Raw genomic sequence first — 14,311 nt, 5'->3', positions numbered from 1 at the left:
TCCGGCACTTTGCGGCCGCACACGGGACGTACCGGTACCGTAGGGTTTTGTGCGCCTAGGGGTACTCGACGTCGGTTCGAACACCGTCCACCTGCTCGTGGTGGACGCGCACCGCGGTGCCCACCCGACGCCGATGCACTCCGAGAAGACCGTGCTGCGGCTCGCGGAGCAGATCACCAAGCACAACCACCTCACCAAGCAGGGTGCGCAGGCGCTGGTCGAGGCGGTGCAGAACGCCAAGGTCGCCGCGGCGGCACTGGGCTGCGAGGAGCTGATGGCGTTCGCCACCTCGGCGGTGCGCGAGGCCGACAACAGCTCCGAGGTCCTGCGCAGGGTCGCCGACGCCACCGGTGTCGAGCTGACCGTGCTGTCCGGGGTCGACGAAGCCCGGCTGACCTTCCTCGCGGTGCGGCGGTGGTTCGGCTGGTCGGCGGGCCAGCTGCTGGTGCTCGACATCGGCGGCGGTTCGCTCGAAGTGGCGATGGGGATCGACGAGGAGCCGTCGCTGGCGGAGTCCCTGCCGCTCGGCGCGGGCCGGATCAGCCGCACCCGCTTCGCGCACGACCCGCCGACCCGGTCCGAGCTGGTGTCCACCTCCGCGTGGCTGGAGGACCAGCTCGCGCCGCTGGCCAGACGGGTCGCCAAGCTGGGGCCGCCGGACCGCGTCGTGGCGACTTCGAAGACCTTCCGTTCGCTGGCCAGGCTGACCGGGGCGGCGCCCTCCGCAGCCGGCCCGCGGGTACGCCGTACCCTGTCCCAGACCGCACTGCGGCAGCTCATCGCCTTCATCTCCCGGATGGAGGCGGCCGACCTCGCCGAGCTGGAGGGCGTCAGCGCGAGCCGCGCGCACCAGCTGGCCGGCGGCGCGCTGGTGGCCCAGGCCGCGATGCGGGCGCTGTCGCTGGACGAACTGGAGATCTGCCCCTGGGCGCTGCGAGAGGGCGTCATCCTGCGGCGGCTTGATCACTCCAACGGTGACGAGGCGGCTGTTCGCCGCGGCAGAACCACCGGTGACAGCACACGGCTGGACCTCGGTGAGCTCGATCAGGCACGGTGAAAGGCGGAAGGATGCGTAAGGCGGTGGTGGGCGTGTGCGGTACACGAGCCCGCGTCTTGTGGCCCTACGCGCTGGTTGGGATGACACGATGAGCCGAGAGAGCCGAGAAGACCGCTCGCAGAAGACCGTCGCCGAGCTGCTCGCCCTGCACGGGGGGAACATCGAGGGCCGGCGGCGGCGCCGACGCGCGGCCGACGACGAGGACGTGGCGCCCGAGGAGGCCGACGGCCCGCGCCGCGGCCACGACGTCACCGAGACCGGCCCGCAGGCGATCATCGACCGGGTCCGCGCGAACGGTGCCCCTCCGGGGCGCAACGGCGGCCGCCGGGCCGTGCCCGACTCGCCGGGCCGTCCGGAGCCGGGCGGGTTCCGCCGGCCCGAGCAGGGCCCGCCGCCGGTCCAGCCGGGTCAGCAGAGTTCCGCGGCGATGCCGCGGCCGGTCCTGCCGGACCCGCCCGGTCAGCCCGTTCCGCCGGGTCAGCAGAGCTCCGCCGCGATGCCGCGGCCGCTGGCGCCGGAGCCGCCGGGCGCGCTCCCGCGCCGCCAGCAGGACTCGGGCGGCTTCGCGCGTCCGAACACCGGGGCGTTGCCGCCGCCGCAGGATTCGATGCCGCTGCGGCGCCCGCACCCGCAGGACTCCGCGTACCTGCGCCGTCCGCCGCAGGAGTCGGGCGCGTTGCCGCTGCCGCCGCAGGACTCCGGCGCCCTGCCGGTGCCGCCCGCCGAGGCGGCACCGCCACCGCTGCGCCGCCGTCCGCCGGGCGAGGAGACGCACACCGGTCTGGCCGCGCGGCTGGACGGGCTCGACGCGCCGGTCGACCCGGACGTCCCGCCCACCGGCGGGCGGGCCACCGGTGCGTTCCCGCCGCCGGGCCGTCCGCGGCGTGCCCCGGCACGTGTCGTCCCGCCGCCGGACCCGAGCACCGAGCAGTTCGAACCGGTGGGCGAGATCAAACCGGCCGAGGAGCTGTCGCCGGACGCGCCGCCGGCCGGGCTGGCCGTCCCGCCCGCGGGCCTGCAACGTTGGCGCCGTGGCCGGGAGGAGGCGCGCGCCGAGGAGGACACCGAGGTCGGCATCATGCCGCCGGTCCGGGACACCGCCGGGCCCGACGAGCCGACCGGGTTCCACCCCGCGACGTTCCCGCCCGGCGCTCCGCCGCAGCCGGACGAGCCCGGACCGGACCTGGAGGCCACCGGGTTCCACGACCCGTTCGCCGAGGACGACGAGGACGTCGAGGACGCTGGCGAGTTCGGCGACTTCGCCCCGGCCGAGGAGGGCGCCGGACCCGGCTACGACGACGACGAGGAGCCCGCGGAGCCGGAGGGGGCCGACGCCGAGCCCGAGGCCGAACCGGCGGCGGAGCCGTCGCCGGCGAAGCAGTGGCTCTCGATGGCCGGTCAGCTCGCCGGCGGGGTCGTCGGTGGCGCGGCCGTGTGGCTGGGCTTCAACTGGCTGTGGGGCAAGATCCCGGCGGCGGCGCTGATCGCCGCGCTGGCGGTGATCGTCGGGCTGGTGTGGATCGTCCGGCGCATCCGCCGCGCCGACGACATCCAGACCACGGTCCTGGCGGTGCTGGTCGGCCTGGTGGTGACCGTCTCGCCCGCGGCCCTGCTGTTGTTGTCGAGGTAAGGCGAGCGTGCCGGTACCGATCGGAATGTCCACCGCGTCGGTCTGGCCGCTGCGGGCCGGCGCGGCTTTCGAGCTGGCCCAGCGGCTGGGCTACGACGGGGTCGAGGTGATGGTCTGGGTCGACCCGCTCAGCCAGGACGTCGGCGCGCTGCGGCGCCTGTCCCGGCAGACCGGCGTGCCGGTGCTGTCGGTGCACTCGCCGTCGCTGCTGATCACGCAGCGGGTGTGGTCGCCGGACCCGGTGGTGCGGCTGCGCCGCAGCGTCGAGGCGGCCCTCGAGCTGGAGGCGCGCACCGTCGTGGTGCATCCGCCGTTCCGCTGGCAGCGCCGCTACGGCGACGCCTTCGCCGACCTGGTGGCCGAGCTGGAGGACGGGACCGGCGTCGAGATCGCGGTCGAGAACATGTTCAAGGTCCGGCCGCCGGGCGGTCGCCGGGACGCGCGCGTGTCCGCGTTCCGGCCGTCGATCGACCCGACCGAGGTCGGCTACCGCCACTACACGCTGGACCTGTCGCACAGCGCCGCCGCCGGGATGGACGCGCTGGCGCTCGCCGACCGCATGGGACCGGGCCTGACCCACGTGCACCTCGCGGACGGCACCGGGATCCCGAAGGACGAGCACCTGGTGCCAGGCCGCGGCAACCAGCCGTGCGCGGAGCTGCTGGAGAAGCTGGTGGCGGCGTCCTTCTCCGGCCAGGTGGTCCTGGAGGTCAACACGCGCCGCGCGGCGAACGCCGCCGACCGCGCCCGTGACCTGGCCGAAGCGCTGCTGTTCGCGCGGTTCCACCTCGGTCGGTGAGCGCCGCTACAAGATCAACTTTCCGGGTTGGATCGTGGGATTCCGATGGATGAACACGTAAAGTTCCGGCTGTGAACCCGCTGCGATCGCTGATTCTCGCCGCCGCCGGAAGCGACGCGGTCCGCCGGCTCGTGGCGGCTGCCCCGGGGACCTCGGGTGTCGTGGCGCGGTTCGTCGCCGGGGACACCGTCGCTGACGCGGTCACCCGGGTGGCCCGGCTGACCGGCGACGGGCTGTCGGTGACCCTGGACTACCTCGGCGAGGACGTGACCGAGCCCGCGCAGGCCGAGCAGACGGTCCAGACCTACCTCGCGCTGCTGGACCGCCTCTACGGTGCGGGGCTGGCCGGGCGGGCCGAGGTCAGCGTGAAGCTGTCCGCGCTCGGGCTGCGGCTGGACGAGCGGCTCGCGCTCGACAACGCCCACCGCGTGTGCGCGGCGGCCGAGCAGTGCGGCACCACCGTGACCCTCGACATGGAGGATCACACCACGACGGACGCGACGCTGCGGGTGCTCGGCGAGCTGCGCCGCACCTGGCCGTGGGTGGGTGGCGTGCTGCAGGCGTACCTGCGCCGGACCGGCGACGACGTGCGGGCCCTGGCGGGCGCGGGCTCGCGGATCCGGCTGTGCAAGGGCGCCTACGCCGAACCGGACGAGGTGGCGTACTCGCGTGTCCACGAGGTGGACCTGGCTTATGTCCGTTGTGCGAATCTCCTGCTGGCCGGGGATGGTTACCCCATGTTCGCCACCCATGACCCCCGGTTGATCGCCATCCTGGCCGAACGCGCCCGCTGGTACGGCCGCAAGCCGGGCAGCTACGAGTACCAGATGCTCTACGGCGTGCGGCCCGACGAGCAGCGCCGCCTGGCGGGCGAGGGGGAAACCGTGCGCGTCTACGTGCCGTTCGGGGAACACTGGTACCCGTACCTGATGCGGCGGCTCGGGGAGCGGCCCGCGAACCTGTTGTTCTTCCTGCGCGCGCTGGTCAGCCGTTCGTGAGCGTCGCAGAGGTCCCCGACCCCGCCGTGTTCGAAGTGGCGTGCGCGGTCCGGTCGCTGGGGGACGGCACGCTGACCGCCGACCTGCGGCACGAGTGGTCCATCGGTACCCACCCGCACGGGGGATTCGTGATCGCGTTGATGGCACGCGCGGCGCTCGCGGTGCTGTCCGAGCACGGCGAGCCCTCCACCGATCCGCTCGCGGTGAGCGCCGAGTTCCTGCGCCCGCCCGCCATCGGCCCGGCGCTGCTGCGCACCGACATCCGCAAGGTCGGCCGCCGCGCGACCGTCGTCGCCGTCCGGCTGGAGCAGCGCGGGCGCAGCTGCGTCGAGGCGACGGTCACCACCGGGCGGCTGCCGGTGCGGCGGCCGGACTGGACGGACCTCCCGCGGATGCCGGCCGAGCCGCCGTCGCGGGCGATCCACCTCGCCGGGGAAACCGCGGAAGGCGTGTTCAACCTGGCCAAGGGCTGCGACGTGCGGGTGGACCCCGCGACCGCCGGTTTCCTGACCGGCCGGCCCGGCGACCCGCCCCGCCTCCGGCTGTGGGTGAAGCCGCGGCATGCGGCACCGGACGCCTTCTTCGCGCTGCTCGCGGGCGACATCAACCCGCCCGTGGTGGTCAACCTGGGCCGGGCGGGCTGGGCCCCCACCGCCCAGCTGACCGCGCTGGTCCGCGCGCGCCCGGCGCCCGGCTGGCTCCGCGTCCAGGTCGACTGCCGGACGGTGCAGGAAGCGTGGTTCGACTCGGACGCGACGGTGATCGATTCCGCCGGGAAGCTGGTCTGCCAGGCGCGGCAGCTGGCCCTGGCACCGGCGCCCTGAGGTGGCTTTGGCACGCTGGTGGCATGACGGTGATTGCGGTTCTCGGGGCGGGGAAGATCGGTGAGGCGCTGCTGGCGGGCCTGTTGCAGGGCGGGCGCGGCCCGGCGGAGCTGCTGTTCACCGAACGCCACCCGGAGCGCTCCGCGGACCTGACCGAGCGGTACGGGATCGCCGGGGTCGAGGTCGCGGAGGCGGCCAAACGCGCCGACGTGCTGGTCGTCGCGGTCAAGCCGCAGGACATCGAGCCCGTGCTGGCCGAGCTGGCGCCGCTGGTCGGACCGAATTCGCTGGTCGTGTCGCTGTGCGCGGGCCTGCCGACGAGCCTGTACGAGCGGTGGCTGCCGGACGGTGTGCCGGTGGTGCGGGTGATGCCGAACACGCCGATGGTCGTCGGCGAGGCGATGAGCGCGGTGTCGCCGGGCAGGCACGCGACCCGCGAGCACGTCGCGCTCGTGACGGAGATGCTGTCCACCGTCGGCCAGGTCGTCGAGGTGCCCGAGTCGCAGCAGGACGCGGTCACCGCGCTGTCCGGATCCGGCCCGGCGTACTTCTTCTTCCTGGTCGAGGCCATGATCGACGCCGGTATCCTGCTCGGCCTGCCGCGCGCGGTGGCCGAGAAGCTGATCATCCAGTCGGCCGTCGGAGCGGCGAAGATGCTCGCCGAGACCGGCGAGCACCCGGTGATCCTCCGGGAGGCCGTCACGTCCCCCGCGGGCACCACGATCAACGCCATCCGGGAGCTGGAGAAGCACGGCGTGCGGGCCGCGCTCCTGGCCGCCATCGAGGCGGCCCGGGACCGTTCGGTGGAGCTCGGCAAGGCCCACGAGTAGCGAGAACGCTGTTCAAGCGGGTGCCGGATTGGTACGCTTCCGGTCGCATTCGGCCGCTGGGGGTGCGGCCGAATGCCTCTCGCTTTCCGGGCCTGACCAGTGGCCGGAAGGGCACCCGCCGGTTCTCCGACTAGGCCGAACGGGCGCCGCCGACCGGGCACTTTCGCGGGAAAGTACCGTCCGGGCGTCGCATTGGCCCCAGCTGTCCCGCTACCCTCAAGGGTGAAGCACGTGCGTGTCGGTACCGCCCGGTGGGGAAGCCGAGCGGCACGACACGTGTCGAAGGGCACGGTGACGTATGCCGTCGAACAACAAGGACGTGCCCGCAGTCGGGCAGGTCCAGTTCCTGACGGTCGCCGAGGTGGCTGCGCTGATGCGGGTCTCCAAGATGACCGTCTACCGGCTCGTGCACTCGGGCGAGCTACCGGCCGTTCGCGTCGGCAAGTCGTTCCGGGTGCCCGAGAAGGCAGTGCACGAATACCTGGAGAGCGCCTACTTCGACGTGGGCTGACGACAGGAAGAGCCTCGTGCGTGGTGCGGGCGGCGGAGCCTGAGGCGGCCCGCCCGGCGGGAGTGCCGGCGGCTCCGCCGCGCGAAACATCCACTAGGCCGGGGGCCCGCGCCGGTGCGCGGGCCCGCCCGGTAACCTTGAAGGCCGCTCGTGCCTGTAGCGCTTCAACTCTTTGGACGTTGCGCTGGGCAGCGTGTGAAGCAGACGAAACGTGAAGGAGCACCCGTGGGCTCGGTGATCAAAAAGCGCCGCAAGCGCATGTCCAAGAAGAAGCACCGCAAGCTGCTGCGCCGCACGCGGATGCAGCGGCGCAAGCAGGGCAAGTAAGTCCCTGCGCGAACGCTCCGCACGCGGCCCGTCCAGATCCTGGGCGGGCCGCGTGCCCTTTTTCCGGCATTCCCGGCGTAAGTCCCTGACCTGGGTTAACAGGGGGTGAGCGCACCTGACTCGGGCCGGGTTGCGGGGTAGCATCGGCCACTGCCGCGAACACCACGTCCACACCCGTGTCAGGGGGTTTCATGGCGTCCACTGTCGTGCTGGTCACCGGGGTCAGCGGCGAACTCGGCGGCAGGCTGCTGGTACGGCTGGGCAACAACCCGGATGTCGAGCGGGTGATCGGTGTCGACACCGCGCCGCCGTCGAAGGCGATCCTGCAGCGCCTCGGCCACGGCGAGTTCGTCCGGGCCGACATCCGCAACCCGCTGATCGCCCGGATTCTGGATTCCGCCGGCGTCGACACCGTCGTGCACTGCGCGACCACCGTGCACCCGGCGGGGCCCGCCCGCCGCACGGCGATCAAGGAAGTCAACGTCATCGGCACCATGCGCCTGCTCGCCGCGTGCCAGCGGGCCCCGAAGGTGCGCAAACTCGTCGTGAAGTCGACCGCCGCCGTCTACGGCGCGGGGCCGCGGTCGCCGGCCGTGTTCACCGAGGACGCCGAGCTCATCCCGGCCTCGTCCACCGGCTACGCGAAGGACGCGGTCGAGGTGGAGGGCTACGTGCGCGGGCTGGCCCGCCGCCGCCCCGACCTGACCATCACCACCACCCGCTTCACCAACGTCATCGGGCCCGACGTGGACACCGTGCTGGCCCGCTACTTCGCGCTCCCCGTCGTGCCCACCGTGCTGGGCTACGACGCGCGGTTGCAGCTGCTGCACGCCTCCGACGCGCTGGCGATCCTGGAGCAGGCCACCCTGGAGGACAAGCCCGGGGTGTTCAACGCCGGGGGTGACGGGGTACTCACCCTGTCACAGGCGATCCGGCGGGCGGGCCGGGTCGAGCTGCCGGTACCGCGTGCCGCGGTGGGCACGGTGGCCAAGGTGCTGCGTGGTGCGAAGGCGGACTTCTCGCCGGACCAGGTTCGGCTGCTGAACTACGGGCGGGTCGTCGACACGACCCGGCTGGCCGAGGTGTTCGGCTACCGGCCGCGGTGGTCCACCGCGGCGGCCTTCGACGACTACGTCACCGGACGCGGGTTGCGGCCCGTGCTGGACGGCGCGCAGCTAGCCGCGGCGGCCGACAAGGTGCTGGCGGCGATCCGATGACCAGAGAGAGGAAAGCGGGGCCGAAGAAGTGACGACCAGCGCGGAAGCACGGGTCATCCCCCTGCACGCACCCGGGCGCGAGAAGCCGGCGGACGAGCCGCCACGGCCCGGGCAGACCCCGGCCGACGCGCCCGTGGTGGCCTTTCCGGGGCAGACCGCACCGGCGGCGGAGCCGGCACCGGCACCGGACGCCGTCTCCCGGCTCGTGCGGTTCCTCAAACACCGGCTGACCGGCGACTACGCCGTCGACCAGTTCGGCTTCGACGCCGAGCTGACCGACACCCTGCTGCTGCCGCCGCTGCGGCTGCTGTACGAGAAGTACTTCCGGGTGACCACGCACGGCACGCAGAACCTGCCGGACGACGGCGGCGCGCTCATCGTGTGCAACCACTCCGGCACGCTGCCGCTGGACGCGGTGATGACCGCCATCGCGGTGCACGACGAGACCCCCGGCCGGCACCTGCGGATGCTCGGTGCAGACCTGGTGTTCCAGACACCGCTGCTCGGGACGCTCGCCCGCAAGACCGGGCAGACGCTGGCGTGTGCGGCGGACGCGGAGCGGCTGCTGTGCTCGGGTGAGCTGGTGGGCGTGTGGCCGGAGGGTTACAAGGGCATCGGCAAACCGTTCTCGGCGCGGTACCGGTTGCAGCGGTTCGGGCGCGGCGGGTTCGTGTCCGCGGCGCTGCGCACGCGGGTGCCGATCATCCCGTGCGCCATCGTCGGCGCGGAGGAGATCTACCCGAAGATCGGCGACCTGAAGCCGCTGGCGCGGCTGCTGGGGCTGCCGTACTTCCCGGTCACGCCGTTCTTCCCGCTGCTCGGGCCGCTCGGCGCGATCCCGCTGCCGACGAAGTGGCACATCGAGTTCGGGGAGCCGATCCGGACCGACTCCTACGCCGAGGAGGACCGCGACGACCCGATGCTGGTGTTCTCGCTGACCGACCAGGTGCGGGAGGTCATCCAGACCACGCTGTACCGGCGGCTGGCGCACCGGCGCAGCCCGTTCCGGGACTGACCGTGCCATGCTGGGGGCATGGGGCTGATCAAGCGCATCGGGTACGCGGTGGGCCGGGCCGTGGGCACCGTGCTGAAGCTGGCGAACCTGGTCACCGGAATTCCGGCGGGCCAGTCGACCCAGGACCGGGATCAGCGGCGGCGGTAGGCCATTCCGGCGGCGACGGCGCCCGCCAGTGCACCGGCCCCCAGTACGGACGGCACCCCGATCTTCGCCGCCTTGCGGCCGGTCCGGAAGTCGCGGATCTCCCAGCCGCGGGCACGCGCCACCTCGCGCAGCCCGGCGTCCGGGTTGACCGCGACCGCGGTGCCGCACACCGACAGCATCGGGATGTCGTTCGACGAGTCCGAGTACGCCGTGCAGCGGCGCAGGTTCAGGCCCTCCCGCGCGGCGAGCGCCCGCACCGCGTGCGCCTTCGCGCGGCCGTGCAGCAGATCGCCGACCAGGCGGCCGGTGTACACGCCGTCCACGTGCTCGGCGACCGTGCCCAGCGCGCCGGTCAGCCCGAGCCGCCGGGAGATGATCGCCGCCAGCTCGACCGGGGTGGCCGTGACCAGCCAGACCCGCTGACCGGCGTTGAGGTGCATCTCCGCCAGCGCGCGCGTGCCCGACCAGATCTTGTCGGCCATCAGCTCGTCGTAGATCTCCTCGCCGACCTGGTTCATCTCGGCGACCGTCTTGCCCGCGACGAACGACAGTGCCTGTTCCCGGCTCGACTGGACGCCGCTGTGCGATTCGCGCCCGCCCACCCGGAACTTGATCTGCTGCCAGGCGAACCCGGCCAGGTCCGACGTGGTGAAGTACTTGCGGGCCGCCAGGCCGCGGGCGAAGTGGAAGATCGACGCGCCCATCATCATCGTGTTGTCGACGTCGAAGAACGCGGCGGCGGTCAGGTCCGGGGGTGCCGGCGGTGCGTCCGGCTGGGACTCCATGGCCACGGCGGCGTCGGCCGACGCCTCCCCGGCCATCTCGGCGAGCCGCTCGCGCTCCGGGCTCTCACCCCTGCTCCGCCACACGCACACCGCCTCCTGCGCTTGTCCTAGGGATCAGCGTAGCGAGCACGTCACAGATCCGGATCAGGCGATGGCGTCGGCGGGTATTCTCGGCGGTGGTGGCGCGCCACCCCGGACGAGGGACGTCGTACCCGGCAGGACAAGACGACGCAGACAACGTCGCTTCAGTCTTCGGAGGTACCCGTGGCGTGGCTCGTGCTCATCGTGTCCGGCCTGCTCGAAACCGTGTGGGCGGCCGCCCTCAACGCCGCCCGCGGGTTCAGCCGCCCGCTGCCCAGCGTGGTTTTTGCCGTCGCCCTGGTCGCCAGCATGGCCGGGCTGTCCTTCGCCATGCGGTCGATCCCCATCGGGACCGGCTACGCGGTCTGGGTGGGCATCGGTGCGATCGGCACCGCGGTGTACGGCATGGTCGCCCTCGGCGACCCGGTGACCGCGACCCGGCTGGTGTGCCTGGGGCTCATCGTCGCCGGGGTGCTCGGACTCAAGGTCCTGCACTGATCGTCAGCCGATCCCCAGCCCGGGCAGGCCCGGCAGCAAGGGCGGCAGCGAGATCAGCGGCGGCGGCGTGGTGGTCGGCGGCGCCGGTGTCCGGGTTGCGGTGGGCGCGCTGATCGGCGGCGGCAACACGGTCGGCGCGTGCCCGCCGGCCGACGGGACGGGACCGGTCGCCGGGGGCACCACCGGTTGCGTCGTGCCCGGCGTGGCCGGGTTGGCCGGGATCGCGACCGGCGGCGGTGCCACCGCGCTGACCGGCGGCAGCGGGGCGCCGGACGGGATGCCGGGCGTGGCCTGCGGCGGCACGGTGCACTCGCCGGTGGCGGGCACGGCGCCGAGCTCGTCGGCCGCACCGGTGGTGATCCGGTAGCAGGACAGCCGCTCGGACAGCGCCACGGCGCGCTCGTCGATGCGGTTCAGCAGCTCGGCCGCCTGCGTGAACTCGGGCCGCGCTCCGTCCGGGACCGCGAGGCCGTCCAGCTTGCCGCTCTGCTCGCGCGTCCACGTCCGCAGCTGCTCCAGCCGCCCGCTGTCGCCGGCCACGCCGAGCGCGGTGAGCTGCGCACTGCCGGCCGTTGCCTCCGACGTGAATGCCGACAACGTTGTCAGAAACTCACTGGTGGCCGGGGACCGCATCGCGGAGAGCTCCGTCAGCCGGTTCGTGGCGAACTGCAGGTGCTTCGCCCCCCGCGCGCCGTCGCCGAAGGTGAGCTGGAGTTCGGCGTTCTCGCCGGCCAGCTTCACGCCGTAGAGCGGGTCGCCGGGCAGCGCTCCGCGGGAGAGCACCAGGCCGAGCCCGCCCGCGAGAACGACCAGCGCGGCCGCGGCGGCGAGGAACGTCGCCACCGCCCGCCGCCGGCGGCTCGGCTCGGCCGCGAGCTTCCGGGAGATGTCCGCGCGGATGCGGGCCCGGGTGTCGTCGTCCGGTTCGACCGCACGCCCGAGTCCGCGTAGTCCGGAGATGACCTCCAGCTCGCGCGCCGACCACCGGGGCTCGTCCACATGTGCTGCAACGAGGGAAACCGCGCGGTCGTTACGCCGCTCAGCGCCACCCGTCCGGCAGGAGCTGCGCGAGCTTGCGCACCGCGCGGTGCTGGAGCGCCTTGATGGCACCTTCGTTGCGCTTCATGATCCGCGCGGTCTCCGCCAGCGACAGGCCCTGGATGAACCGCAGCACGATGCATTCGCGCTGGTCGTCGCCCAGGCCGGCGATCGCGGACAACAGGGCGTCGCGGGTGGCGCTCGTGACCGCCTGCTGCTCCGGCCCGGCGTCCGGCCCGCTCGCGGCGGCGAACGGCGCGGTGCCCGAGTCGGCGATCTCGCCGGTGACGACCTCGAGTTTGTAGCGGCTGGACTTGAGGTGGTCGAGGACGATGTTGCGGGCGATGGTGATGAACCACGCGCCGACGTCACGCCCCTGGTAGCTCACCGTCGAGATCCGGCGCAGCGCCCGCAGGAACGTCTCGCTGGTGATGTCCTCGGCGAGCTCGCGGTCGGTGAGCCGGAAGTACACGTAGCGGTACACGACGTCCACGTACTGGTCGTAGAGCACGCCGAAAGCGGCCGTGTCGCCCTGCTGGGCGGCGCGGACCAGGGCCCAGGGCCCCGCCTGCTCGTCCGGCACCTCCGCCGCGCGGGCGACCGTGCCGACGTGCAGGCCCGCTGGGCGGGCGGCAAGCCAGTTCGTCACGGCGACTCCTCTGTCCGACCCGAGTGATCACCACCACTCCGACGCGCGAGAAGCAGCATACGGGTAGTTACCCGGAAGTAGGTAGTGCTGGCTCCCGGAAGAGCGACGATCGCCGGACCACCCCATGACGGGCGGCGCCTGGTGCCACACTGGCCACATGCACACGGTCAACATCGCCGACCTGCTCGCCGGCGCCGCGGAGCGGTGGCCGGACGCCGTCGCGGTGATCGACACCACCGGCGGGGTGAGCCTGACCTGGGCCGAGCTGGACGCCGCCGCGGGCGGGCTCGCGCAGCGGCTCGCGGACCACGGCGTGCGAGCCGGTGACCGGGTGGTGCTGCGGCTGCCCACGTCGGCGGACTTCGCGGTCAGCCTGTTCGGTGTCGCCCGTTCCGGTGCGATCGCGGTGCCGGTCTCGCCGCTCGCTCCGCGGCCGGAGCTGGACCCCGTGCTCGCGCACAGCGGCGCGACCCTGGTGATCAGCCGCAACCCCGACGACGGCACCGCCGGGGCGCCCGTGCTGCGGCCGGAACTCGGTCCCGGAGCGCAGTTCCCCGCCACGGGCGGGGGAGAGGACATCGCCGTCCTGTCCTACACCTCGGGCACCACCGGTCCGCCGCGCGGCGTGATGCTGTCCCACCGCGCGCTGCTGGCCAACCTCGACCAGCTGGGCCGGCTCGACCCGGCGCCCGTGGGGCACGACGACCGGGTGCTGATCGCGATCCCCTTGTTCCACGTCTACGGCCTCGGTCCGGGCCTGCTGCTCAGCGCCGCGTCCGGCGCGACCGCGGTGCTCGCCGAGCGGTTCGACGCCCGCCAGGCGCTGCGGGCGTGCGCCGACCACCGGGTCACCGTGATCGGCGGCGTTCCCGCGATGTACGCCGAGCTGGCCGCGCTGGAACCGGACGAGCTGGCCGCCGGCCTGGCGACCGTGCGGCTGCTCACCTCCGGCGCCGCACCCCTGCACCCGAAGGTGCTGGCCGCGATCCGGGAGAAGACCGGGCTCGGCGTCTTCGAGGGCTACGGGCTCACCGAGACCGCGCCGGTGGTGACGTCGACGCTGGTCACCGGCTACCCGAAGCCCGGCTCGACCGGGCGCCCGCTGCCCGGCGTGGAGGTGCGGCTGGTCGGCCCGGACGGCTCGGGCGAACCGGTGCCGCTCGATCCGGAGGACCCGGAGGACGTCTTCGAGGAGGACGGCGACGGCACCGGCCTGGTCGCGATCCGCGGCGCGAACCTGTTCTCCGGCTACTGGCCGGACGGGGCGCACGGACCGGACGCCGACGGCTGGTTCCGCACCGGCGACGTCGGCTTCCTGGACAGCGACGGCGACCTGCACCTGGTCGACCGCGCCAACGACCTGATCATCGTCAACGGCTTCAACGTGTTCCCGCACGAGGTCGAGGAGGTCATCGCGCAGCTGCCGGAGGTTGCCGAGGTCGCCGTGGTCGGCGTGCTCGACGAGCGCAGCGGCGAGGCGGTCAAGGCGGTGGTCGTGCCGTCCGCCGGGGCGTCGCTGTCCGAGCAGCAGGTCGTCGAGCACTGTGCGGCCAGCCTCGCCGGGTACAAGGTGCCGCACGCCGTCGAGTTCGCCGAGCGGTTGCCGCATTCCCCGACCGGCAAGCTGCGCCGGGTCCAGCTGCGAGGATGATTTCGCCATGGCCCACGAAGTGACCGTGATGACCCGGCAGGGGTGCCCGTCCTGCGTCCAGGCGGAGCGGGACGTCGAGCGGATCTGCGCCGAGCTGGGCGTGCCGTGGCGCGCCCAGGACGTCGACAGCGACCCGGACTGGCAGGCCGAGTACGGCGACCGGGTGCCGGTGATCCTCGTCGACGGTGCCGAGCACGGCTACTGGAAGGTCGAGGAGGACCGTTTCCGCGCCGCATTGGCCTGAGCGGGGTCAG

The 14,311-nt window shown here is 73.2% G+C and carries 17 protein-coding genes and 1 riboswitch; of the genes, 14 read left to right on the top strand and 3 right to left on the bottom strand.

Translation table 11 applies throughout. The features are described 5' to 3' along the window. Window positions 1-49 precede the first annotated feature (49 nt). The 11 genes from FHX46_RS27115 (at window position 50) to FHX46_RS28945 (ending at window position 9,355) form a co-directional block, all read left to right on the top strand. The gene (locus FHX46_RS27115) at window positions 50-1,057 is read left to right on the top strand and encodes a Ppx/GppA phosphatase family protein (protein WP_167120575.1); all 1,008 of its coding nucleotides are present in this window, start codon (window positions 50-52) and stop codon (window positions 1,055-1,057) included. A gap of 88 nt (window positions 1,058-1,145) precedes the next feature. Beyond that, a complete protein-coding gene (locus FHX46_RS27110; RefSeq protein ID WP_208400306.1) occupies window positions 1,146-2,687 on the top strand; it encodes a hypothetical protein in 1,542 nt (513 codons plus the stop codon). Between the two features lie 25 nt (window positions 2,688-2,712). Continuing rightward, window positions 2,713-3,486, top strand: coding sequence for a sugar phosphate isomerase/epimerase family protein (locus FHX46_RS27105; RefSeq protein WP_167121701.1), 774 nt, complete (start codon window positions 2,713-2,715; stop codon window positions 3,484-3,486). Window positions 3,487-3,557: 71 nt separating this feature from the next. Further along, on the top strand, window positions 3,558-4,484 hold the full coding sequence (locus FHX46_RS27100) for a proline dehydrogenase family protein (RefSeq protein ID WP_167120573.1): 927 nt from the start codon (window positions 3,558-3,560) through the stop codon (window positions 4,482-4,484). Further along, complete coding sequence (locus FHX46_RS27095) at window positions 4,481-5,308, top strand: thioesterase family protein (protein ID WP_167120571.1); 828 nt, start codon at window positions 4,481-4,483, stop codon at window positions 5,306-5,308. Before FHX46_RS27100 ends, FHX46_RS27095 begins: the two co-directional genes overlap by 4 nt. 23 nt (window positions 5,309-5,331) lie before the next feature. Continuing rightward, window positions 5,332-6,138 carry a pyrroline-5-carboxylate reductase gene (gene proC, locus FHX46_RS27090; RefSeq protein WP_167120569.1) on the top strand — a complete coding sequence of 269 codons (807 nt, stop codon included), beginning with the start codon at window positions 5,332-5,334 and terminating at the stop codon, window positions 6,136-6,138. A gap of 298 nt (window positions 6,139-6,436) precedes the next feature. Beyond that, complete coding sequence (locus FHX46_RS27085; protein ID WP_167101042.1) at window positions 6,437-6,649, top strand: helix-turn-helix domain-containing protein; 213 nt, start codon at window positions 6,437-6,439, stop codon at window positions 6,647-6,649. 225 nt (window positions 6,650-6,874) lie between these two features. Then, entirely contained in the window at window positions 6,875-6,976 is a 102-nt protein-coding gene (locus FHX46_RS27080; protein WP_017986394.1) for a 30S ribosomal protein bS22, read from the top strand. Window positions 6,977-7,167: 191 nt separating this feature from the next. After that, the gene (locus FHX46_RS27075) at window positions 7,168-8,193 is read left to right on the top strand and encodes an NAD-dependent epimerase/dehydratase family protein (protein WP_167120567.1); all 1,026 of its coding nucleotides are present in this window, start codon (window positions 7,168-7,170) and stop codon (window positions 8,191-8,193) included. Window positions 8,194-8,221: 28 nt separating this feature from the next. Next, entirely contained in the window at window positions 8,222-9,208 is a 987-nt protein-coding gene (locus FHX46_RS27070) for a lysophospholipid acyltransferase family protein (protein ID WP_167120565.1), read from the top strand. An 18-nt stretch (window positions 9,209-9,226) separates the two neighbouring features. Continuing rightward, window positions 9,227-9,355 (top strand): hypothetical protein, encoded by a 129-nt coding sequence (locus FHX46_RS28945; protein WP_279589487.1) that lies wholly within the window; start codon window positions 9,227-9,229, stop codon window positions 9,353-9,355. Here the strand turns inward: FHX46_RS28945 and FHX46_RS27065 are convergent. Further along, entirely contained in the window at window positions 9,340-10,230 is an 891-nt protein-coding gene (locus FHX46_RS27065; RefSeq protein WP_390622645.1) for an HAD family hydrolase, read from the bottom strand. The two genes, FHX46_RS28945 and FHX46_RS27065, sit on opposite strands and share 16 nt — an antisense overlap. A gap of 83 nt (window positions 10,231-10,313) precedes the next feature. Further along, window positions 10,314-10,375, top strand: a riboswitch (guanidine-III (ykkC-III) riboswitch). Window positions 10,376-10,404: 29 nt separating this feature from the next. Between FHX46_RS27065 and FHX46_RS27060 the strand changes: the two genes are divergently transcribed. After that, on the top strand, window positions 10,405-10,719 hold the full coding sequence (locus FHX46_RS27060; RefSeq protein ID WP_167120561.1) for a DMT family transporter: 315 nt from the start codon (window positions 10,405-10,407) through the stop codon (window positions 10,717-10,719). Between the two features lie 3 nt (window positions 10,720-10,722). Here the strand turns inward: FHX46_RS27060 and FHX46_RS27055 are convergent, their stop codons facing one another. Both FHX46_RS27055 and FHX46_RS27050 read right to left on the bottom strand, forming a co-directional pair. Then, window positions 10,723-11,718, bottom strand: coding sequence for a DUF5667 domain-containing protein (locus FHX46_RS27055; RefSeq protein ID WP_167120559.1), 996 nt, complete (start codon window positions 11,716-11,718; stop codon window positions 10,723-10,725). A gap of 40 nt (window positions 11,719-11,758) precedes the next feature. Next, complete coding sequence (locus FHX46_RS27050; RefSeq protein ID WP_167120557.1) at window positions 11,759-12,406, bottom strand: sigma-70 family RNA polymerase sigma factor; 648 nt, start codon at window positions 12,404-12,406, stop codon at window positions 11,759-11,761. 157 nt (window positions 12,407-12,563) lie between these two features. Here FHX46_RS27050 and FHX46_RS27045 point away from each other — a divergent pair, with 157 nt between their 5' ends. Together FHX46_RS27045 and FHX46_RS27040 are read left to right on the top strand one after the other, a co-directional pair. Continuing rightward, window positions 12,564-14,057: an AMP-binding protein gene (locus FHX46_RS27045; protein WP_167120555.1), complete on the top strand. Its 1,494-nt coding sequence runs from the start codon at window positions 12,564-12,566 to the stop codon at window positions 14,055-14,057. A 7-nt stretch (window positions 14,058-14,064) separates the two neighbouring features. Beyond that, window positions 14,065-14,301 carry a glutaredoxin family protein gene (locus FHX46_RS27040; RefSeq protein ID WP_167120553.1) on the top strand — a complete coding sequence of 79 codons (237 nt, stop codon included), beginning with the start codon at window positions 14,065-14,067 and terminating at the stop codon, window positions 14,299-14,301. The last annotated feature ends 10 nt before the right edge of the window (window positions 14,302-14,311 follow it).

This window comes from Amycolatopsis viridis, assembly GCF_011758765.1.
GTDB classification, from domain to species: domain Bacteria; phylum Actinomycetota; class Actinomycetes; order Mycobacteriales; family Pseudonocardiaceae; genus Amycolatopsis_E; species Amycolatopsis_E viridis.
Note: the sequence above shows the minus strand (reverse complement) of the source record. Positions and strands in the feature narration are given on the sequence as shown.

What these genes read in the sequence shown, in the direction of transcription:
- FHX46_RS27110 (WP_208400306.1), top strand. Translation starts at nt 1,146, where the DNA reads ATGAGCCGAGAGAGCCGAGAAGACCGCTCGCAGAAGACCGTCGCCGAG.
- FHX46_RS27105 (WP_167121701.1), top strand. Translation starts at nt 2,713, where the DNA reads ATGTCCACCGCGTCGGTCTGGCCGCTGCGGGCCGGCGCGGCTTTCGAG.
- proC (WP_167120569.1), top strand. Translation starts at nt 5,332, where the DNA reads ATGACGGTGATTGCGGTTCTCGGGGCGGGGAAGATCGGTGAGGCGCTG.
- FHX46_RS27085 (WP_167101042.1), top strand. Translation starts at nt 6,437, where the DNA reads ATGCCGTCGAACAACAAGGACGTGCCCGCAGTCGGGCAGGTCCAGTTC.
- FHX46_RS27075 (WP_167120567.1), top strand. Translation starts at nt 7,168, where the DNA reads ATGGCGTCCACTGTCGTGCTGGTCACCGGGGTCAGCGGCGAACTCGGC.
- FHX46_RS28945 (WP_279589487.1), top strand. Translation starts at nt 9,227, where the DNA reads ATGGGGCTGATCAAGCGCATCGGGTACGCGGTGGGCCGGGCCGTGGGC.
- FHX46_RS27045 (WP_167120555.1), top strand. Translation starts at nt 12,564, where the DNA reads ATGCACACGGTCAACATCGCCGACCTGCTCGCCGGCGCCGCGGAGCGG.
- FHX46_RS27040 (WP_167120553.1), top strand. Translation starts at nt 14,065, where the DNA reads ATGGCCCACGAAGTGACCGTGATGACCCGGCAGGGGTGCCCGTCCTGC.